The sequence below is a fragment of the Paraburkholderia gardini genome (genome assembly GCF_907164545.1).
GTDB classification, from domain to species: Bacteria; Pseudomonadota; Gammaproteobacteria; order Burkholderiales; family Burkholderiaceae; genus Paraburkholderia; species Paraburkholderia gardini.
Genome location: NZ_CAJQZB010000001.1, coordinates 370,450 through 390,994 on the forward strand (window position 1 = coordinate 370,450; position 20,545 = coordinate 390,994).

Sequence of the window (20,545 nt, forward strand, 5' to 3'; positions counted from 1 at the left end):
GGGTTTTTTTCGGGTGGACATGCGCCGATAACCCGATAAAATTGCGCCCAATTTTGCAATGCTGGCATCGCCCCCACGAAGGCGGGGCCGGTTGCAGGGTGGTTTTCTGGTTGTACCCTTTGCACGACAGCGCGCCGTTTTTTTTGGAGCGTGCAGTATTTAGTGGTAGTTTTCGGGTTTTTCAGGGGAGCCGCGCGCGACGCGTTGCGGTATGAGCGGGGCAAAGGCCGGACAGAGCCGGTCAGGATCGGAGAACGGGATGAATAAACGGGTAATGGGCCGGCTGGCGGCGCTTGTGCTGTGCGCGGCGCCGTGGGTCGCGGCCGCGGCGAAGGATACGCAGTTGAATGTGTATAACTGGTCGGATTACATTGCCAAGGATACGATCCCGAACTTCACGAAACAGACCGGCATCAAGGTCAGATACGACAACTACGACAGCGACGACACGCTTCAGGCCAAGCTCCTCACGGGCAATTCGGGCTATGACATCGTCGTGCCGACCAGCAACTACGCGGGCAAGCAGATTGCCGCAGGCATCTTCGCGCCGCTCGACAAATCGAAGCTCCCCAATCTCAAGTATCTCGACCCGGCACTGATGGCGCTCGTCGCCGGCGCCGATCCGGGCAACAAGTACGCGGTACCCTGGGCATACGGCACGACCGGCCTTGCCTACAACGTCACGAAGGCCCAGCAGATTCTCGGCAAGTCCGTGCCGCTCGACAGCTGGGACGTACTCTTCAAGCCCGGGAACATCTCGAAGCTGAAAGCGTGCGGCGTCTCGGTGCTCGACGCGCCCGACCAGATGTTCGCCGCCGCGCTGCATTACATCGGCAAGGATCCGATGAGCACGAACCCGGACGACTACCGCGCCGCGCTCGCGATGATGAAGAAGATCCGTCCGTACATCACGCAGTTCAATTCGTCGGGCTATATCAACGACCTGGTGGGCGGTGACGTGTGCTTCGCGTATGGCTGGTCCGGCGACGTCGTGATTGCGAAGCATCGCGCTGTCGAAGCGAAGAAGCCGTACAAGATCGAGTATTACATTCCGAAGGGTGGTGCACCGGTCTGGTTCGACGTGATGGTGATTCCCAAAGATGCGAAAAACCAGGAAGCCGCGCTCGAATGGATCAACTATATCGAGACGCCGCAGGTCCACGCCGCGATTACGAACGAGGTCTACTATCCGAGCGCGAACCTCGAGGCGCGCAAGTACGTGGACAAGGACGTCGCGAACGATCCCGCCGTGTACCCGCCGGCTGACGTCATCAAGACGCTGTTCCTGCTGAAGCCGCTGCCGCCGGAAATCCAGCGTCTGCAGACGCGATTGTGGACCGAGTTCAAGTCCGGCCGCTGATGCCGGGCCGACACATGCGGTAGTGCATCAACAAGAAGCCCCCGGTGTTCACCGGGGGCTTTGTTCGTCAAACGCAGGAGCGAAGCAGCAGATCATGAGTGACCAGTCAGGCGTGTCGGCAGGGGCCGGCACGCTGCCCCAAGGCAATTCCTTCGTCGCAAACGATGCAACGGAAAACTTCGTGCAGATCGTCGACGTCGTCAAGAAGTTCGGCGAAACCGTCGCGGTCAAGGGCGTGAACCTGAACGTCGAAAAAGGCGAGCTGTTTGCGTTGCTCGGTAGTTCCGGCTGCGGAAAGTCAACGCTCCTGCGCATGCTGGCGGGTCTCGAGACCGTGACGTCGGGCAGGATTCTGATCGACGGCGAAGACCTCGCGCAGATGCCGCCGTATCGCCGGCCGGTGAACATGATGTTCCAGTCGTATGCGCTTTTTCCGCACATGAACGTTGAATCGAACATCGCGTTTGGTCTGAAGCAGGAAGGCGTGCCGAAGGCCGAACTGCGCGATCGTGTGCAGACCGTGCTCGAGCTCGTGCAGATGGGCCGCTTTGCGAAGCGCAAGCCGCATCAGCTATCGGGTGGCCAGCAGCAGCGTGTCGCACTGGCACGCAGCCTCGTCAAACGGCCGAAACTTCTGCTGCTCGACGAACCGATGTCGGCGCTCGACAAGCAGATCCGGCAGCGCACGCAGATCGAACTCGTCAACATTCTCGACACGGTCGGCGTGACGTGCATCATGGTGACGCACGATCAGGAAGAAGCGATGACGATGGCGGGGCGTCTCGCCGTGATGAGCGAAGGCGAGATCGTGCAGCTCGGCACGCCGCATGAAGTCTACGAATATCCGAACAGCCGGTTCTCGGCGGAATTCATCGGCTCGACGAACCTGTTCGATGGCAACGTCGTCGAGGACGAGCCGGATCACGTGTTCATCGAAACGCCGGATCTGCCGTGCCGTATGTACGTGAACCACGGCATTACCGGTCCGCTCGGGATGCCGGTGACCATTTCCGTGCGGCCCGAGCGCATCGCGCTTACGCGCAAGCCGCCTGAGGGCGCGTACAACTGGGGCAAGGGCGTCATCACGAACATTGCGTACATGGGCGGCTACTCGCTTTATCACGTCAAACTCGACGGCGGCAAGACTGTGATTGCAAACGTGTCGAGCCTCGCGATCTCCGAGATCGAGACACCGACGTGGGGCGACGAGATCTATGTGCGCTGGAGCGCGTCCGCCGGCGTGGTGCTGACGTCATGAAGCGGTCGATGAGTTCGTTCGCCTCGTGGCCCGTGCGCCGCTTTGGCCTGACCGGGCGCACCGCGGTCGTGGCCGGGCCGTTCCTGTGGCTGCTGCTGTTTTTCCTCGTGCCGTTCGTGCTGGTGGTGAAGATCAGCTTTGCGGATCTTCGGATGGGCATTCCACCGTATACCGAACTGACGTCGATGAAGGACGGCGTGCTTCATATCGCGCTGGATCTGTCGCACTACGTGTTTCTCGTCACCGACAGCCTGTATTTCGCGACTTACGTGAATTCGGTGGTGGTGGCGGCGATTTCGACACTGTTGTGCCTGCTGCTGGGTTATCCGATGGCGTATTACATTGCGCGATCGAATCCGTCGACGCGCAATATCCTGTTGATGGCTGTGATGCTGCCGTTCTGGACGTCGTTTCTGATTCGCGTGTACGCGTGGATCGGGATTCTGAAGAACAACGGGTTGCTCAATAATTTTCTGATGTCGATTGGCGTGATTCACGCGCCGATCGAGCTTTATCACACGAACACGGCCGTATATATCGGCATGGTGTATTCGTACCTGCCGTTCCTCGTGATGCCGCTGTACGCGCATCTGGTGAAGATGGATCTGACGCTGCTAGAGGCCGCATATGATCTTGGCGCAAAGCCGTGGAAAGCGTTTGTGCAGATCACACTGCCACTGTCGAAGAACGGGATTATTGCGGGCTGCCTGCTGGTGTTCATTCCGGCGGTTGGCGAGTATGTGATTCCGGAACTGCTGGGTGGGGCGAATACGCTGATGATCGGTCGCGTGATGTGGAATGAGTTCTTCGACAATGCCGACTGGCCGATGGCGTCCGCGGTGACGTGTGCGATGGTTGTGCTGCTGCTGGTGCCGATGGCGCTCTTTCAGTATGCGCAGGCGAAGGAGCTGGAGGACAGCCACTGATGAAGCCGAATCGTTTTTTGCAGATCGTCGCGCTGGGTATCGGATTTCTGTTTCTGTACATACCGATTGTGAGCCTGGTGGTGTATTCGTTCAACGAATCGCAGCTGGTGACCGTGTGGACGAAGTTTTCCGTGCGCTGGTATCAGGCGTTGCTTGAAGACGACGAACTGATTGCTGCTGCGTGGCTTTCCTTGCGGATTGGGTTGCTGACGGCATTTGCGTCGGTGTTCATCGGGACGTGGGCTGGATTTGTGCTCGCCCGAATGGGGCGGTTTCGTGGTTTTACGCTTTATACGGGGATGATCAATGCGCCGTTGGTGATTCCTGAGGTTATCCAGGGGATTTCGCTGCTGCTGCTTTTTATCGAAATGGGCAAGTGGCTGGGGTGGCCTGCCGGGCGGGGGATTTTCACCATCTGGATCGGGCATGTGATGCTGTGCATTTCGTATGTCGCGATTATTGTGCAGTCGCGGGTGAGGGATCTGAATCCGTCGCTTGAGGAGGCTGCGCTGGATCTGGGGGCTACGCCGTTCAGGGTGTTCTTTGCGATTACGTTGCCGTTGATTTCCCAGGCGCTTGTTGCCGGGTGGCTGCTGTCGTTTACGCTTTCGATCGATGATCTGGTGTTGTCGGCGTTTTTGTCCGGGCCTGGGTCGACCACGTTGCCGCTGGTGGTTTTTTCCCGCGTCAGGCTTGGGTTGAATCCTGAGATGAATGCGCTTGCTACTCTGTTTATTTCCGTTGTCACGGTTGGGGTGGTTGTGGCTAACCGGTTTATGCAGAATGCGGAGAGGAGGCGGCTTGCCATGGCGATGTAGTGGTTGTTTTGTATTTCTGGATTTTTTGGCAAGAAATACAAAACAAAAACAGAAAAACGAAAAAAACCTAAACCCGATACCCAATCCTCACCGCACCCCAATGCCGCCCGGCGACAACGACGGGCGCCGACGCATCTTTCATCAACACAAACGCCCCGCCTCCCATATCCCGCCGATACGTCTGCAGAAGAAACCGCTTCGTATTCGCGCCAGCGGCCAATCCCGTCCGGTCGTTGAACATCCGCCGGTTCCGGCAATTCGCCGCATTCCACACAGGATCCTCCCCCTGCGGCCGCGAAAATTTCAGGTTATGCGTCGGCAAATAACCCCTTGCATCGATAGCAGCACAAAACGCAACGCGCTCGTCGAGCTTGAGCAACGGCTCCTGTATTGCCGGCAACACGCGATCGGCAAATGCGGTAAACCGCGTCATGAACTGCGGTGGATTCGTTCCAGGCACCGGCACATAAGCCGTATCGAACAGGTCCGCCAGCGTAATGTCACCACGTGCAAGCGCCGTCTCGAACAACTTGCCCACCTTCGCCGCGGCGCCCTCGACGGCTTCGATAAATCGAGTGTCGGCAGTCTCCACGCCCGTCCCGGCCGTCAGTTCGATCAGCGTTTCGGATAAGCCCAGCAGATTTCCCAAGCGATCCTTTGCCTGCACGAAGTTCTCGCTCGAATCCTCGATGTCGCTCGCCATCTCCACGACCTGTGCTTCCAGCCCGTGGCACTGCGTCTCGATCTCGCCCGTCAGCGTTGCGATCTGGCCCGCGTCGGCATTCAGTTGCGTGATTGCTTCGCCCGTCGAATGCACGACGTCGCCAATCATGCGCGTACCTTCCCGCACTCGATGCGCGCGCGCCGTGTTCACTGATCCCTCTGAAATCAGCTGCTCGGTCTGCTGGGTCAACTGCGCAAGCGTCGTCTCGATCTGACCGGTGGCCTGCGCAGTCTTCGCCGACAGATTCTTCACCTCGGCGGCGACCACCGCAAAGCTCTTGCCGGATTCGCCGGCGCGAGCGGCTTCGATTGCGGCGTTCAGCGCAAGCAGATGCGTCTGTCGCGCAATCAGCGAAATTTCCTCGGAGACGCGGCTTACGTGAGCCAGCGCGGAGCGCAACGCGCCAATCTGGCTCTCGATGACGGTCACGCCCTCAACCAGCCCGTGGATGTCCGCAAGCGACGCCTGCAGCGTCTGTTGCGATTCCTGCACGCCGCTCGCGGCATCGGCGGTGACGGTGCGCATCTCGCGCGCAGCCGTGGCGATACGCTCGTTGCCCTGCATCGTCAGGGCAGCGGATTCGCGTAACGCACGACACACCTGTGCCTGGCGCTGAACGCGCGCCGCGACTTCGTCGACGTGTCCCGATACGTCGCAAATCTCGATGCCCAGTTTGCCCGCCTGCGTCGCAATATCGCCGACCACCGAACTCGATCGGCCCTTCCGGCGAAAGCTGAAGCCCGTCATGGATGTCTCCTTGTTGTCGCGGGTCGCATCGGTGAAACGCAATTCTCCCGGGTTCGCCCGCGCGAATGCCGCGTTTTCTTCCTTGGGTTTACGGCGCGCTTTCACATGACTTGATACGGACTATCCCTCGGTCGATATCATGGAGGCTTCGGCGCCGCTCCCTTCGGCTTACTGTTTTCACTGCGACTCAACTTTCCATCCATCACTTCATGTCCGAGGTTTTATTCAGCATTGCAGGCTGGGCGCAGCTCGCGCAGTTATGGGCGCTGATCGTGCTGGTCTGCAAGTTTCTATGGGGCCTCCTGCTGCTGCCCGGCGGGGGCTGAAAGTGTCACGTCAGGCAATCGCGCGCGTTTCCGGGTAACGTTGAGCGTCGCACCACACCATGCACAGGATGTATCGATGAATCAGGATTCGACCCAGCGCTTTACGAACCGCGTCGCGGACTACGTGAAGTACCGTCCAGGCTATCCGCGCGAAGTGATCACGTTCCTGCACGACGTCTGCGGTCTCGCGAAGGGCGCGCGGGTTGCCGACATCGGCGCGGGAACGGGCATCTCCGCGAAGCTCTTTCTCGATGCGGGCCATCCGGTCGTCGCCGTCGAACCGAACGAGGCGATGCGCAACGCGGCCGATGCGTGGCTCTCCGGTTTCGACGGTTTCAGCAGCAAGGCGGGCACGGCCGACGCCACCACGCTCGATGACGCCAGCGTGGATCTCGTCGTCGCCGCGCAGGCGGTGCACTGGTTCGATCCGGCGACGGCCCGCCGTGAATTCGCCCGCATCGTGAGGCCAGGCGGCCTCGTCGCGCTTTTCTGGAACAGCCGTCTGCTCAGCGGCACTGCGTTTCTCACCGGCTTTGAAGCATTGCTCAAGCGCTATGGCGTCGACTACACGGAAGTGTCCGGACGCTATGGCGACGACGCGACAATGGCCGCCTGGTTCGACAATGGCTTCGCGCACAAGGCGACGTTTCCGAACGCGCAGCAGCTGGATTTCGATGGACTGAAAGGGCGGCTGATGTCGTCGTCGTTCGCACCAAAGACAGGGCATCCCGATCACGAACCCATGCTCGTCGCGCTACGCGAACTGTTCGACCACACCGCGACACACGGCACGGTCGAATTTGCTTACGAAACGCGTCTGTACGTCGGCGGTACGTCGAATAGCTAGCGGCAGGCCGGCTCATCCATCGAAGCGGAAACTGAAGCAGAAGCAGAAACGCGCGGGATCGTCAGGCAAAAAAACAGGCTCCGAAAGGAGCCTGTTCTCGTTCTGCCGTGTATGTGTACTGACAGCGCTGCTCAGGTATCGCTCCAGCCGCCGCCGGAGTCGTCGCTGCTGCCCATGTCGATGCCACCGCCGCCACCGCCGTCGCTCCAGTCGTTCGAACCCTGGCCGAAATCGACATCTCCGCCACCGGCACGCCGGCGTGCATCGTCGGGATCGACCAGCACATCACGTTCGATGATGCGATCGCGGCCACCGGAATTCAGTACCTGACCAAGCAGCACGCCGGTGAGCAGACCGCCCATGCCACCGCCAAATCCGCCACCTTGCTGGACGACGACAGGCGGCTGTTGTTGTGGATACGGGTAGGGCGCCTGCTGACGACCGAAGCGCTCGTCGGCTTCACGTGCATACGCGGAGTCGCCACTGCCGAGCGGGCCCGGGCCGTACGCCGCCGCGCCGGACGCATTCGGATCGGGACGCCCCTCGGCACGTGCCTTCAGACTTTCGACCTGGCGTTCGAGATCGTCGAGCTGATACGGCGGCACGGGGTTCGGGCTGCCCGACAATGTTTCGACGAGCTGCCGCAACTGTGTCTCCGCACCTTCGACTTCCTTTTCCAGCGCCTCGTGTCCGGGCACCGTCGAGATTTTCACGTCGAGCTTGAGCGAACGCACGGCGTTGAGCAGTTCAGTCGCACGCTTTAACTGCGCACGGCGATCGTCGTCGACACGGGAGTCGTCTTTCGAGCGCGCGCGCTTTAACGTCCAGCGCAGCACAAACGCGATCACGACAACGACGAACACAAGACCGATCCACAGGCCCATCGAAGGTTCATGACGTTGCGGCGCGACCGGCTGCATTGCCGGTGTCTGCTGGATCTGCGCGGCCTGCTGCGCGGAGGGTGTGGGTGCGCGGTTCGTCTGGATGGCACCGGCGCGGGCCGCGTCGGTGCGGATACGCGCTTCTGTCTGCGCGAAGCGCGAGGGATCGGTGAAACGGACCTGCGGATCGAGCGTCTTCGCCTGCTGGATCTGCGCGAGCGCGTCGGCGTAACGACCTTCGCGGTCGAGCACCTGCGCGTACAGATAATGCGCCCGCGCATTGTTCGGATGCGCCTGCAGCACCTGCGTCAGGCCGGCATCGGCCTGCTGCCAGTTACCCTGCTGCATGGCGGTTTCGATCTGCGTTGCGGTGGGCAGCGCGAACGCGGCGCCTGACACCAGCATCAACGACACGAACGCCGCTGCGAAAAATCTTTTCATGATGCGACCAGGCGACTTCACGCCCGTCTCCATGGCAATCGATTCAGATGCGACGCCGCGCGTCACGCAAGGTTCGAACGACGAGACCACGACTGCGACCATGGCTACGACGATCGAACCGGACCTGACCCGCGCGGCGCCGCACCGGTCCGGCGGTTACTGCTGAGCCGGCGTGTTCAACTGCTTCTTCAACGCTTCGAGGCGGTCTTCCACGGAAGGGCCGCGATTCAGTTCCGCGAGCTTGTCGTCGAGCGCCTTGCCGCTTTTCACGTCGGCGGAATTCAGACGCGCGTCGGAGCGCGCGTTCGAGAGTGCGACCTTGTCCTCGAGCTTCTGGAAATCTTCCGACAGGTTTTTGCCGCCGATGCCGCCGAGCGCCGTTGCGGCGACATCCTTGGCCTGCGCGATCTGCTGCTTCGCCTGCAGGATGTTCGAGCGTGCGTTCAGGTCGTTACGGCGCTGGCGCATTTCGTCGATCTGCTGCTTCAACTGATCGACCGAAGGTTCGAGCGTGGACAGTTCGGAGGCCAGCGCGTTGCGTTCGGCTTCGGCCGTTGCCTGCGCGCCGAGTGCTTCGCGGGCGAGCGTTTCGTCGCCGCCCTGCAGCGCGCGCTTTGCGCCGTCTTCGTATTTCCTTGCCTTGTCGGCGGCGACGTCGCGCTTGCTTTGCTGCGTCGCGACCTGCGCCTGGATTTCGATCAGCGAGTTCTCCGCTTTCGCGATGCTGTCGTCGAGTTCGCGCACGATCTGGCGCGAATCGCGCGAAGGATCCTGCACGGAATCAGCCGCGTCGTTCAGGAGACCTTTGAGCGTGCGCGAGACGGTGTCAAATAGCGACATGAATACCTCCGTAGATTGAATTCGGCGCTGGAAAATCCGGGCGCATTTAACCGACAGCTTACGCCGCCGCACGTTTCATTGTGCAGACGGCCGGTCCCCACATCGGGTCGTTTCCGTGAATTGCAATGGCGGCATTCTTCGATCGCGCCATTGCCGCGGATTCACTGTCATGAAAAGTGCGCGGGTGGGTCCAGTCGCTCGCGGATATTACACCACGGCATGACTTAAACCGGGCTTAAAGACAGGTTTCACAAAGGTTTCAAAACGTAGTTATTACCGCAGATTCATACCCATGTTTCAGCGGTGTGCGAAAAGACGATTCCAGAACAGATCCGGTTGAGATCGGGCCACAGCCGGTGGCCCGATGTGTGTCGATTTCGTTCAGCGTGAGGCGAGCTCCGTCATGCGAAGCGCCCACCTGTGGCGGGGTCGCCATGCGGATCGCTGTCGGCGTCGTGTTCGTCGCCAATTCGTGCGGGCGAGCGTAGTGCATCGATTGTGTCCGCCGGATGCGCCGCCAGCGAGGCAGCTTTCGCTGCTGCCACGCGCGCGACCGCTTCAGTTGCGTTGCGCATTTCCTCTTCGGTTGCTGTTGCGGGATCGAACGGGGGGGCATCGGGCGGCAGATCGTCGGCTGGAGCGCCTGCTGTGTCGAAAGGCATGGGGTCGAGACGGGACGGCGCGTGGTACGGTTGCGCGTCGTCGCCTGGAGCCGCCTGTACACGCACAAGTCCTGGTGGCAGCGGCACGGGTTCCGCCGCGTGCGTATGGCGTGTGCCGCGTGCAGCCTTGCGCAGCGCCTCGTTGAGCGCATCCGGCTCGCGTGGCGCCCGTAGCCGGTCGACGATGCTGGCTGCTTTTACCTGCTCGCTGGTCGCGCCGAAGTTCAATACGGCGCGCCGCATCAGTTCGCTGACGCTGATGCCGAGCCCCTCGGCGGTCGATGCAATCGCGCGTTTCTGCGCGGGCGTGACGAATACGACGATGCGTTCGCTAGGCTTGTTCATGGTCGGCTCGCGTGCGTTTTACGCGTTTTTACGGCTTGCGGCTGGTTATGATGGTCCTGTCATCCCGTCGAACCGGTGTGACAGGACCATCATAAGGCGACTCGTGCGGATGCGAAACGGGCATCGTACGAACTGCGTTCCGGCACAACAGCGCCCCCCGTCAGGAAGAAGGCGACAAAACCGGGCGCCGCGGGAAAAGGCCGTGACTTCAATGAGTTGTAGCCTTTCCCGCGCTATTGTCCACAGGCCTTTGCACATTTTGTGTGGATAACCCCTCGTTCCCCGGTAAAAGACCTGCGTCGGCTTGCGGGGAACCATCCGCAGGGAATTCTTACAAAAAAATCGGGTAGACCGCTGTCTGAATTCTTTAAAATGCGCTGTTAAGTTGCGCCGGCCGTTGTGTGCCGTGCGCTGTGCGGCCGCCGGGGTTGTTGGGCCGCTTGGGGCGTCAGCGGGGTTGCCGTTCATTTGTCCGGGCAATGCGACGCTTTTCGACAGCATGTGTCAACCCGTCGGTGTGGCCTGCGCGATGCGCGGTCTGCCACGACCATGATCCGTGCGCGCGCGACGCGTGCGCAGAAGGCGTGCAGTACGGGCGCTAACCATACAAGTCATGCCAATTATCAAACGACCGCCTTCAAATCATCCGGCCAACGACCGGAATCCTGACCGCCGCGCCGGCTCCCATCCAGATCGCCATGACGCCCGTGACGACAAATCGCGCGGCCGTTCGGTCGGCGTGACGATTGTCCTCTGGTTCATCGGCCTGATCGCCATCGTGGCAGTCGTGGGCGCGCTGATCGCCGGTTACGCGCTCGTCGTGATGGGGCCGCAACTGCCTCCGCTCGATGCGCTTACCGATTACCGGCCAAAGGTGCCATTGCGCGTCTACACGGCCGATCACGTGCTGATCGGCGAGTTCGGCGAAGAGCGCCGCAGTATCGTGCGTTTCGCCGATATCCCTGACCAGATGAAAAAAGCGGTGCTCGCGATCGAGGATTACCGCTTTTACGAGCATGGCGGCGTCGACTTCGTCGGTATCCTGCGTGCCGGCCTGACTGACCTGATGCATGGCGGCAACGCGCAGGGCGCGAGCACGATCACGATGCAGGTCGCGCGCAATTTCTTCCTGTCGAGCGAGAAGACCTACACGCGCAAGATCTACGAAATGATGCTCGCATACAAGATCGAGCGCGCGCTGACGAAAGACCAGATCCTCGAGGTGTACATGAACCAGATCTATCTGGGCGAGCGCGCTTACGGCTTCGCGGCCGCCGCGCGCGTGTACTTCGGCAAGGACCTGAAAGACATCACGCTCGCCCAGGCTGCCATGCTCGCGGGTCTGCCGAAAGCGCCTTCCGCATACAACCCGGTCGTGAATCCGAAGCGCGCGAAAATCCGTCAGGAATACATCCTGAAACGGATGCTCGATCTGAACTACATCACGCAGGCGCAGTACGACCAGGCCGTGAAGGAAGAGATTCACACCAAGGTGTCGGGCAACGAATACAGCGTGCACGCCGAGTACGTTGCGGAAATGGTGCGTCAGATGATGTACGCGCAATATCGCGACGAAACCTACACGCGCGGGCTGAACGTCACGACGACGATCGATTCCGCCGATCAGGACGCGGCCTATCAGGCCGTGCGCAAGGGTGTGATGGATTACGAACGGCGTCACGGCTATCGTGGTCCCGAAGGGTTCATCGCGTTGCCGTCGGACAGCGACGACCGCGACCAGGCCATCGACGACGCGCTTGCCGATCACCCCGACAACGGCGAAATCGTCGCGGCTGTCGTGACTGCCGCGACGCCGAAGGAAGTGAACGCGCAGCTCGTCGACGGTACGGTCGCGGCGGTCACCGGCGACGGCCTGAAGTTCGCGGCCACGGCGTTGAGCCCGCGTGCCGCGCAGGCTCAACGCATCAAGCCGGGCTCGATCGTGCGCCTGATCGCCGATGCGAAGGGCAACTGGCAGATCACGCAGTTGCCGCAGGTCGAGGGCGCGCTCGTCGCACTTGAGCCGCAGGACGGCGCGATCCGTTCGCTGGTCGGCGGTTTCGACTTCAACAAGAACAAGTTCAACCATGTGACGCAGGCATGGCGCCAGCCGGGTTCCAGCTTCAAGCCGTTCATCTATTCGGCCTCGCTCGACAAGGGCCTCGGACCGGCGACGATCATCAACGATGCGCCGCTGTCGTTCCCGGCAACCACGCCGGGCGGCGAGGCGTGGGAACCCAAGGACGACGACCAGCCGGACGGTCCGATGCCGATGCGTCTCGCGCTTGAAAAATCGAAGAACCTGGTGTCGATCCGCATCCTGTCGTTCATCGGCACGAAGTACGCGCAGGATTTCGTGACGCAGCGCTTCGGCTTCGATGTCGACAAGACGCCGCCGTATCTGCCGCTGGCGCTCGGTGCGGGGCTCGTGACGCCGTTGCAGTCGGCGGGCGCGTACGCGGTGTTTGCGAACGGCGGCTACCGGATCAATCCATATCTGATCGCCGAAGTCACCGATGCACGCGGCCAGCTGATTTCACGCGCGCAACCGTTGACCGCCGGCCGCGATGCGCCGCGCACGATCGAGCCGCGTAACGCGTACATCATGAACAGCATGCTGCATTCGGTAGCCACCGCGGGCACTGGCGCCGGCACGAACGTGCTGCATCGTTCGGACCTGCAGGGCAAGACCGGCACGACGAACGACGCCAAGGACGGCTGGTTCGCCGGCTACCAGAAGTCGCTCGTGGCGGTGGCGTGGATGGGCTATGACCAGCCCAGGTCGCTCGGCAGCCGTGAATTCGGCGCGCAGCTTGCGTTGCCGATCTGGGTCGAGTACATGCAGCGCGCGCTGCGCGGCGTGCCGCAGGAAGAGCCGCCGATGCCCGATACGGTCACGCAGATCGATGGCGAACTGTTCTATTCAGATGTGACGCCGGGTAGCGGTTTTGTCGCGAGTATTGGCATGGATGCCGCCAATCCGCTGGCGGGCGGCACGAACTCGGTGGGTGGCGTGGGGCCCGCTGGCCTGACGCCGCCGGATGTTTCGTCGAGCGAAAAGAAACAGATCCTGGACCTGTTCGAATCGAACAAGCCGTGATGTATAGCGGCGAAACACGCTGAAATGCGTCGCACCGGACACCGGATGCCGCGGAGTTCGGTGCGCGACACACACTGTAATCTGCACTGGTAAGTAACTATTGCCTTTGCCGTGAACACCGCTGGATAATATTTCCGCGTCAGGCGCGGCGTCTCACCCCGGTTAAGGCGTGTGCATGCCAGCCCAGACGGTCAGCGTTTCCAGTGTCCGGTGTTTCCGGCCCAGGCACGACGCGATTGCCCCAAACGCCTCATTTATCGGGTCCTCCTTTGAAGAACCGCATTCTCCTCTGTTTTGCCACAGGATTGTTGCGCGTGCTCGCGTTCCTGCCTTATGGAATCGTCGCGCGTTTCGGGAGCGGGCTCGGCTCGCTGCTGTACCGGATTCCCAGTTCCCGTCGCCGCGTCGTGCACACGAATCTGCGGCTATGTTTTCCTGACATGAGCGAGGCTGAGCGCGAAAATCTGGCACGTGCGCACTTTCGGCACGTGATCCGCAGTTTCGTGGAGCGCGGCACGCAATGGTTCGGCAACGCGAAATCGCTGGCGCGCCTCGTCGAAGTGGAGAGTGCGATCGATCTCGCCCAGGCGCACGAGCACCCGACGATCTTCGTGGGCTTTCACTTTGTCGGCATCGAAGCGGGTTGCATGATGTACTCGACGCGCCACCCGGTCGCCTCGCTGTACACGCCGATGTCGAACGCGATGTTCGACGCGATGGCGCTGCGTCAGCGTGGCCGCTTCGGCACGGAAATGATCCCGCGCAGCAACAGCGTGCGTCACGCGTTGCGCGTGCTGCGTGCGGGTAAACCGGTGATGCTCGCGGCCGACATGGATTTTGGCCTGCGCGATTCGGTGTTCGTGCCGTTCTTTGGCGTCGAGGCCTGCACATTGACGTCGGTCTCGCGACTCGCGAAGGCGGGCAATGCACGCGTGGTGCCGTTCGTGACCGAAGTGCTGCCGGAATACCGTGGGTACCGGCTGAAGATATTCGAGGCGCTGAGCGACTTTCCGTCCGAAGACCCGGCGATCGATGCGCGTCGCATCACCGAGTTTCTGGAGACTCAGGTGCGGCGGATTCCCGACCAGTACTACTGGGTTCACAAGCGGTTCAAACATCGTCCCGAGGGCGAACCTGCTGTCTATTGAAGCGCTGGCCTGATTTCGTTGCAGCAGATAAAAGTGTTCTGCGATCAGCGGGTTAGGTGTGCTGTCAGAACGTTATCAACAGCCCTTTCAACATGATCTGTGGATAACCGCGGTGCGCAGTCAATTCCGCGCCGCACCTTCAACAGCAGGTTTCACGTCCTGCACCGGATTCCCCATCGCCTGAAAGAGCGCCGCCGTATCGCTGAGCCGTGCGCCCGTATAACGGATCTCATCGAGTTGCGCGTTGCGATACTGCTGCTCGCTCGATCGCGTCGATGTCACAGGCACGGCGCCAAGCCGGTAACGCGCCGACGTTTCGTCGAAGATCCCGCGTGCCGAGCGCGCCGCGAAATTCGCCGCATCGAGCGCCTGCGCGTCGTGTTCGAGCGCGGCGAGCGTATCGGCGACGTTCTGGAACGCGGCGAGCACCGTCTGTTTGTATTGCGCGGTCGCGGCCTCATAAGAATCGACCGCCGCACGACGCTGCGCGAGCAATGCGCCGCCGTGGAAGATCGGTTGCGACAGCGACGCGCCAATGCTCCAGATCGCGCCCGCGCCCGACAGCGCCACCGGCCAGCTAAACCCGCCCTGGCCCATGGACGCCGTAAGCGACAAACTCGGGAACATCTGCGCAGTGGCTACGCCGACATCGGCAGCGGCGGCCTTCAACGTGGCATCCGCGGCCTGGATGTCCGGTCGCGACTTCAGCAGATCCGAAGGCACCGAAACCGGCACCTGTTCAGGTACGTGAATACGCGCGAGGTCGAGATCGGGTGGTGCGGCATCGGGCGTGCGGCCGAGCAGTACGGCGAGTGCGTGACGCGTCGTCGTCCATTGCTGACGCAGGCCCGGCAGGCTCGCCGCGAGCGACGCCGCGCTTTGCTGCGCACTGAGCGCATCGCTGTGCGACACCGCGCCGAGATCGTAGCGGCGCACCGTATCGCGTGCCTGTTCGTTGGCGAGCGTGACGAGGCGCTGCGTGGCGTCGATCTGTGCATGCAACGTTGCCGATGCGAGCGCCGCGGACACGATGTTGGCCGCCAGCGCCCGACGCGCCGCGTCGAACTGGTACGCCTGCACGTCCACGCGTGCGGCGAGCGCCGCGTTTTCGAGTCGCGCCGCGCCGAAAATGTCGAACGTGTAGTGCGCCTGCAGTTGACCGACAAACACGTTGTACAGAAACGTATTCGGGCCGGCTTCGGGAATCCCCAGCGCGCGTTCGCGTGTCGCCTGGCCGCCCGCGTCGATCGACGGCAGCAGCGAGCTGCCGATCTGCGCGCGCAACTGCTCGCGCGCGGCGGCCAGACTGCGGTCCGTGGCGGCGAGCGTCGGACTGTTGCGCAGGCCTTCGTCGACGAGCGCGTTCAGATCGTCCGACTGAAACTGCTTCCACCACTCGGGCACGGCCTTCGCGCCCACCACGAACTGCTGCGTGACGCCCTGGGCCGGCACGGTCTGGGTCGGCTGCGCCTCGGCGCCGTAGTGCGCCGGCGCTGGCATCGCGGGCGGCTCGCCATTGGGTCCGAACGAGCAGGCCGCGAGCGCGAACAGGGTGAGCGTGCCGGCCGCCGTTCGCGTGATGCTGTACGTGGAAAAAACATGGGCCATGATCAGACTCCCGATTGCGCAGGCGAGGGCGGCGTCGGTTCGCGCTCGTCGTTGCGCACTTTGAACGACATGGCGTAGAGCGCCGGCAGATAGAAGAGCGTCAGTACCGTGGCGCTCGTGATCCCGCCCATCAGCGCGGTTGCCATCGGCCCGAAGAAGTTCGAACGAAGCAGCGGTATCAGCGCGAGCACGGCAGCGGCGGCGGTCAGCGTGATCGGCCGGAAACGTCGCACGGTCGCGCCGACGATCGCATCGAAACGCTTGTGTCCGGCGGCGATATCCTGCTCGATCTGGTCGACGAGAATCACCGAGTTACGCATGATGATGCCGAACATCGCGATCACGCCGAGCATGGCGACGAAGCCGAACGGCTTGCCGAACAGCAGCAGCGTCGCGGCCACGCCGATCAGGCCGAGCGGGGCGGTCAGCACGACCATCAGCACGCGCACGATGCTCTGCAACTGGATCATCAGCAGCGTCAGAACAGCAATGACCATGATCGGCATCTGCGCGTTGATCGATGTCTGGCCCTTGCCGCTTTCTTCCACCGAACCGCCCACCTCGATGCGATAACCGACGGGCAGCGTGGCCCGTATCCGCGACAGCGTCCTGTCGACGCTGTTCGTGACGTCGATGCCCTGCGCGCCGGGCGCGACATCGGATTGCACGGTGATCGTCGGTTGCCGGTCGCGTTCCCAGATCACGCCGTATTCGAGATCGTTACGCAGATGACCCAGCGTACCGAGCGGCACCGCGCCGTTCGGCGTCGGCATCGAAAGCGTGAGAAGGTTCGCCGGGTCGACGCGTTCGCTCTTCGGCGCGCGCAGGTCGACGCTGATCAGCTTGTCGCGCTCGCGATACTGCGTGACGGTGTAGCCGGAGAGCGTCATCGCGAGGAAGCTCGAAATGTCCTCCGACGTGACGCCGAGTTCGCGTGCCTTCTTCTGATCCACTTCGAAGCGCACTGAACGCTCGGCCGGTTCATCCCAGTCGAACTGGACGTTGCTCGTGCGCCGATCGGCGCGCATCGTCGCGGCCACGCGCTCGGCAATCGAGCGCACGGTTGCGATGTCGTCGCCACTCACACGGAACTGCACCGGATAACCGACAGGCGGGCCGTTTTCGAGCCGCGACAGGCGCGTGCGGATCGCCGGAAACTCGTTGCGCAGTTTCGGCTCCAGCCAGCGTGCGAGTTTCTCGCGGTCTTCCACCGACTTCGCCGTGATCACGAACTGCGCGAAATTCGGCTGCGGCAACTGCTGGTCGAGCGGCAGATAAAAGCGCGGCGCACCCGTGCCGACGAAGTCGACCGTGTGATCGATTTCGGGCCGTCCTTCGAGTGCCTTTTCGAGGCGTTGTGCCTGACGCAGCGTCGCCTCGAACGAAGCGCCTTCTGGCAGACGCACGTCGACGAGCAGCTCCGGCCGGTCGGAGCTCGGGAAGAACTGCTGCGGCACCAGCGCGAAGGAGGCGATCGCGACGATAAAGAGCAGCACCGTCACGATCAGCACGATGAAGCGCCGTTCGACACACCAGCCGATCCAGCCGCGCAGGCGCCGGTAGAAACGCGTGTCGTAAATGTCGTGTTCGTGACCATGCGCTTCGTGCGCCTGACGCTTTCGCTCCGGCAGCAGGTGATAGCCGAGCATTGGAATCAGCACGACGGCCGCGAGCCACGACGCGATCAGCGCAATCGCCGACACTTCGAAAATCGAGCGCGTGTATTCACCCGTGCTCGATTTCGCGAGCGCGATCGGCAGAAAGCCGGAGACAGTGACGAGCGTGCCCGTCAGCATCGGAAACGCCGTGCTCGTGTAGGCGTATGCAGCAGCACGCGTGCGGTTCCATCCCTGTTCGAGCTTCACTGCCATCATTTCGACGGCGATGATCGCATCGTCGACGAGCAGGCCGAGCGCAAGCACGAGCGTGCCGAGCGATACCTTGTGCAGACCGATACCGAACAGGTACATGCACAGCGCGGTGACCGCGAGCACGACCGGAATCGAGATCACGACCACCATGCCGGTACGCACGCCAAGCGAGATCAGGCTCACCACCAGCACGATCCCGATGGCCTCGGCGACGGCTTCGAGAAAATCGTCCACCGAATGTTCGACCGCGTGCGGCATGCTCGATACTTCGACGAGCTTCAGCCCTACCGGCAGATGCGCGCGCAGCATGGCGGTTTTTTCGTCGAGTGCCTTCCCGAGGCGGATCACATCGCCGCCAGGCTGCATCGTCAGGCCGATACCGAGCACGGCCTTGCCGCCATAGCGCATCTGCGTCGCGACCGGATCGTCGTAGCCGCGTTTGATCGTGGCGATATCGCCAAGCCGGAACGAGCGGTTGTTGATGCGAATCAGCGTATCGGCGAGCGCCTGGACGTCCTTGAACTGGCCGGTCGGTCGCACGAAGACGCGGTCGTCGGCGGTGGTCAGCGTGCCGGCCGGAGACACCGCGTTCTGCGAGTTGATCGCCTGGGCCAGTTGCTGCGGCGAGACACCGAGGCGCGTCAGTTGCGTGTTCGCGATCTCGATGTAGATGTGCTGGTCGGGGTCGCCGAAATAATCGACCTTGCCGACGCCTGGCACGCGCAGCAGCACGGTGCGTAATTCGTCGGCATAGTCGTGCAGCTGGGCGGCGGAAAAGCCGTCGCCTTCGAGCGTGTAGATGTTCGTATAGACGTCGCCGAACTCGTCGTTGAAGAACGGCCCCTGAATGCCTGGCGGCAGCGTCGCGGCGATGTCGCCGACTTTCTTGCGCACCTGATACCAGGTTTCCGGCACGTCCTTCACCGGCGCCGAATCCTTCATCGAGAAGAACATCAGCGATTCGCCCGGGCGCGAGTAGCTGCGCACGAAATCGATTTGCGGCGTCTCCTGCAGCTTGCGGCCGATGCGGTCGGTCACCTGCTCCTGCACCTGGCGCGCGGTCGCGCCAGGCCAGAACGTGCGGATCACCATCACGCGGAACGTGAACGGCGGATCTTCCGACTGCGCGAGCCGCGTGTACGCGAGGATGCCGAATGCCGTCGCCATCGCGATCAGGAACACGACCAGCGCCTGATGCCGCAATGCCCATGCGGACAGGTTGAAACGGCCTTCCTCGTGACGGTAGTCTTCCGGTTGTGGGGCGTCGTGACGCGCTTCTTCCTGCGAATCCGGCGCGGTCATGACGCGAAGTCCTCGGGATGCAGCGGTGCGATCACGCGAACCTGCTCGCCGGCCGTCACGGTATGAACGCCTTGCAGGACGACGCGGTCGCCGTCGTTCAATCCCCGCGAAATGGCGATGGTGCGTTCGTTGTAGCGCGAGACCTGCACGCGACGCAGTTCGAGTTTGTTGTCGCCGGCGTGCACGATCCACAGCGCGGGTGCGTTACCGTCGTGGAACAGCGCGGTAGCGGGTACGACGAAGGAACTTGCCGCACTCGCCGCCGGCACGGGTTGCGTGAGCGCGATGTCGGCAGTCATGCCAAGGCGCACTTCGGGACCGGGGTTTTCCAGCGTGAGCTTCGCGCGATACGTGCGGCTTTGCGCATCGGCAGCGGGCGACAGTTCGCGCACGCGTGCCGAAAACGTCCGGCCGGGCAGCGCGGACAACGTGACCTTCGCAACCTGACCGGTCGCGAGCGAAGCGAGCGCACTTTCGGGCACATCGCAGACGACGTCGACGTCACCCGTCCAGGCGAGGTTATAGACGGCCTGGCCCGCGGACACGTTCTGGCCCGTATCGGCCTGTTCCGCCGTGATGACGCCGGCGTGATCGGCCGTGAGCGTGGCGTACTTCAGCTGGTCCTGCGCGAGCGCGGTTTGTTGCTGTGCCTGATCGCGCTGCGCGATGGCCGACGTGTAGGCATCTTCAGTCTGTTCGAGCTGCGCCTGCGAGATGAGGTTCTCGCGCGCCTGGGCGCGATCGCGGTCGAACTGTTGTTTCGCGTAGACCGCACGCGACTTCGCGGCTTCGAGTTGCGCCTGCGCGCTGGCCGCGTTCTTTTGCGCATCGGCCGGGTCGAGGCGGGCGACGACCTCGCCGCTCTTCACGACATCGCCGAGCCGCACGTGCCGTTCGATGATCTTGCCCGCGATCCGGAACGACAGCGGCGTGGAATAACGCGCCTGCACTTCGCCGGGCAGCGTGGCGGAAACGGGATGACCGTCCGGATGAACCGCCTGCGCGACAACCGGGCGCGGCGCGGGTGCGGCAACTTCATTGCGGTGACAGGCGCTGAGCACCGTCACGGCACTCAATACGGAGACGAGCGCAGCAGTGCGCAACGGCGCGAAACCTGCGTGCTGATGGGACTGCCTGCGCGGCGAAGCCGGCGCGCTAAAGCCAGGACGATTCACGATAACCCCAGGACTGACGTGGCGAACAGGGACAGCAAACAGGGTGCGACAGGCGGCGGATGTGGCCAGCGGACGCGGATCAAAAAGGAGATGCGGGACGCTTGCTTCAAATATTGGTATGGATTCTAATGCATATGTGTATCTGAATGCAAAGCTGGATCAATTA

General features: G+C 62.3%; 15 protein-coding genes. 8 read left to right on the forward strand and 7 right to left on the reverse strand.

Annotated features, from left to right (window positions below; genetic code table 11):
- The first annotated feature begins 259 nt into the window (after nt 1–259).
- The 4 genes from LPA37_RS01620 to LPA37_RS01635 all read left to right on the forward strand — a co-directional run bounded on the left by LPA37_RS01620 (nt 260) and on the right by LPA37_RS01635 (nt 4,362).
- Complete coding sequence (locus LPA37_RS01620; RefSeq protein ID WP_228976324.1) at nt 260–1,360, forward strand: polyamine ABC transporter substrate-binding protein; 1,101 nt, start codon at nt 260–262, stop codon at nt 1,358–1,360.
- A 94-nt stretch (nt 1,361–1,454) separates the two neighbouring features.
- Nucleotides 1,455–2,618 carry an ABC transporter ATP-binding protein gene (locus LPA37_RS01625; RefSeq protein ID WP_228976322.1) on the forward strand — a complete coding sequence of 388 codons (1,164 nt, stop codon included), beginning with the start codon at nt 1,455–1,457 and terminating at the stop codon, nt 2,616–2,618.
- A complete protein-coding gene (locus LPA37_RS01630; RefSeq protein ID WP_228976320.1) occupies nt 2,615–3,544 on the forward strand; it encodes an ABC transporter permease subunit in 930 nt (309 codons plus the stop codon). Before LPA37_RS01625 ends, LPA37_RS01630 begins: the two co-directional genes overlap by 4 nt.
- Nucleotides 3,544–4,362, forward strand: a complete 819-nt coding sequence (locus LPA37_RS01635) for an ABC transporter permease subunit (protein ID WP_228976318.1) — start codon at nt 3,544–3,546, stop codon at nt 4,360–4,362. Before LPA37_RS01630 ends, LPA37_RS01635 begins: the two co-directional genes overlap by 1 nt.
- A 67-nt stretch (nt 4,363–4,429) precedes the next feature.
- Here LPA37_RS01635 and LPA37_RS01640 read toward each other — a convergent pair whose 3' ends face one another.
- Nucleotides 4,430–5,833, reverse strand: coding sequence for a methyl-accepting chemotaxis protein (locus LPA37_RS01640; RefSeq protein ID WP_228976314.1), 1,404 nt, complete (start codon nt 5,831–5,833; stop codon nt 4,430–4,432).
- Between the two features lie 402 nt (nt 5,834–6,235).
- On the opposite strand from LPA37_RS01640, the gene LPA37_RS01645 reads away from it, so the two are divergent.
- A complete protein-coding gene (locus tag LPA37_RS01645; RefSeq protein ID WP_229011157.1) occupies nt 6,236–7,006 on the forward strand; it encodes a class I SAM-dependent methyltransferase in 771 nt (256 codons plus the stop codon).
- 131 nt (nt 7,007–7,137) lie between these two features.
- On the opposite strand, the gene LPA37_RS01650 is transcribed toward LPA37_RS01645, so the two are convergent.
- Entirely contained in the window at nt 7,138–8,328 is a 1,191-nt protein-coding gene (locus LPA37_RS01650; protein WP_228976311.1) for a tetratricopeptide repeat protein, read from the reverse strand.
- 31 nt (nt 8,329–8,359) lie between these two features.
- On the opposite strand from LPA37_RS01650, the gene LPA37_RS27675 reads away from it, so the two are divergent.
- Nucleotides 8,360–8,494 (forward strand): hypothetical protein, encoded by a 135-nt coding sequence (locus tag LPA37_RS27675; protein ID WP_267478029.1) that lies wholly within the window; start codon nt 8,360–8,362, stop codon nt 8,492–8,494.
- Here the strand turns inward: LPA37_RS27675 and LPA37_RS01655 are convergent.
- Entirely contained in the window at nt 8,485–9,168 is a 684-nt protein-coding gene (locus LPA37_RS01655; RefSeq protein WP_228976306.1) for a PspA/IM30 family protein, read from the reverse strand. The two genes, LPA37_RS27675 and LPA37_RS01655, sit on opposite strands and share 10 nt — an antisense overlap.
- 401 nt (nt 9,169–9,569) lie before the next feature.
- Nucleotides 9,570–10,175: a plasmid mobilization protein gene (locus LPA37_RS01660; RefSeq protein ID WP_228976303.1), complete on the reverse strand. Its 606-nt coding sequence runs from the start codon at nt 10,173–10,175 to the stop codon at nt 9,570–9,572.
- Between the two features lie 613 nt (nt 10,176–10,788).
- Between LPA37_RS01660 and LPA37_RS01665 the strand changes: the two genes are divergently transcribed.
- Together LPA37_RS01665 and LPA37_RS01670 are read left to right on the forward strand one after the other, a co-directional pair.
- Complete coding sequence (locus LPA37_RS01665; protein ID WP_228976301.1) at nt 10,789–13,275, forward strand: penicillin-binding protein 1A; 2,487 nt, start codon at nt 10,789–10,791, stop codon at nt 13,273–13,275.
- A 269-nt stretch (nt 13,276–13,544) separates the two neighbouring features.
- Complete coding sequence (locus LPA37_RS01670; protein ID WP_229011158.1) at nt 13,545–14,423, forward strand: lipid A biosynthesis lauroyl acyltransferase; 879 nt, start codon at nt 13,545–13,547, stop codon at nt 14,421–14,423.
- Between the two features lie 120 nt (nt 14,424–14,543).
- Here the strand turns inward: LPA37_RS01670 and LPA37_RS01675 are convergent, their stop codons facing one another.
- From LPA37_RS01675 to LPA37_RS01685, 3 genes are read right to left on the reverse strand one after another with little or no spacing between them, the layout of a single operon-like run.
- The gene (locus LPA37_RS01675; protein WP_229011160.1) at nt 14,544–16,031 is read right to left on the reverse strand and encodes an efflux transporter outer membrane subunit; all 1,488 of its coding nucleotides are present in this window, start codon (nt 16,029–16,031) and stop codon (nt 14,544–14,546) included.
- Between the two features lie 2 nt (nt 16,032–16,033).
- A complete protein-coding gene (locus tag LPA37_RS01680; protein ID WP_229011163.1) occupies nt 16,034–19,204 on the reverse strand; it encodes an efflux RND transporter permease subunit in 3,171 nt (1,056 codons plus the stop codon).
- Complete coding sequence (locus LPA37_RS01685; RefSeq protein WP_228976478.1) at nt 19,201–20,307, reverse strand: efflux RND transporter periplasmic adaptor subunit; 1,107 nt, start codon at nt 20,305–20,307, stop codon at nt 19,201–19,203. The genes LPA37_RS01680 and LPA37_RS01685 overlap by 4 nt, the downstream gene beginning before the upstream one ends.
- Nucleotides 20,308–20,545: the final 238 nt, after the last annotated feature.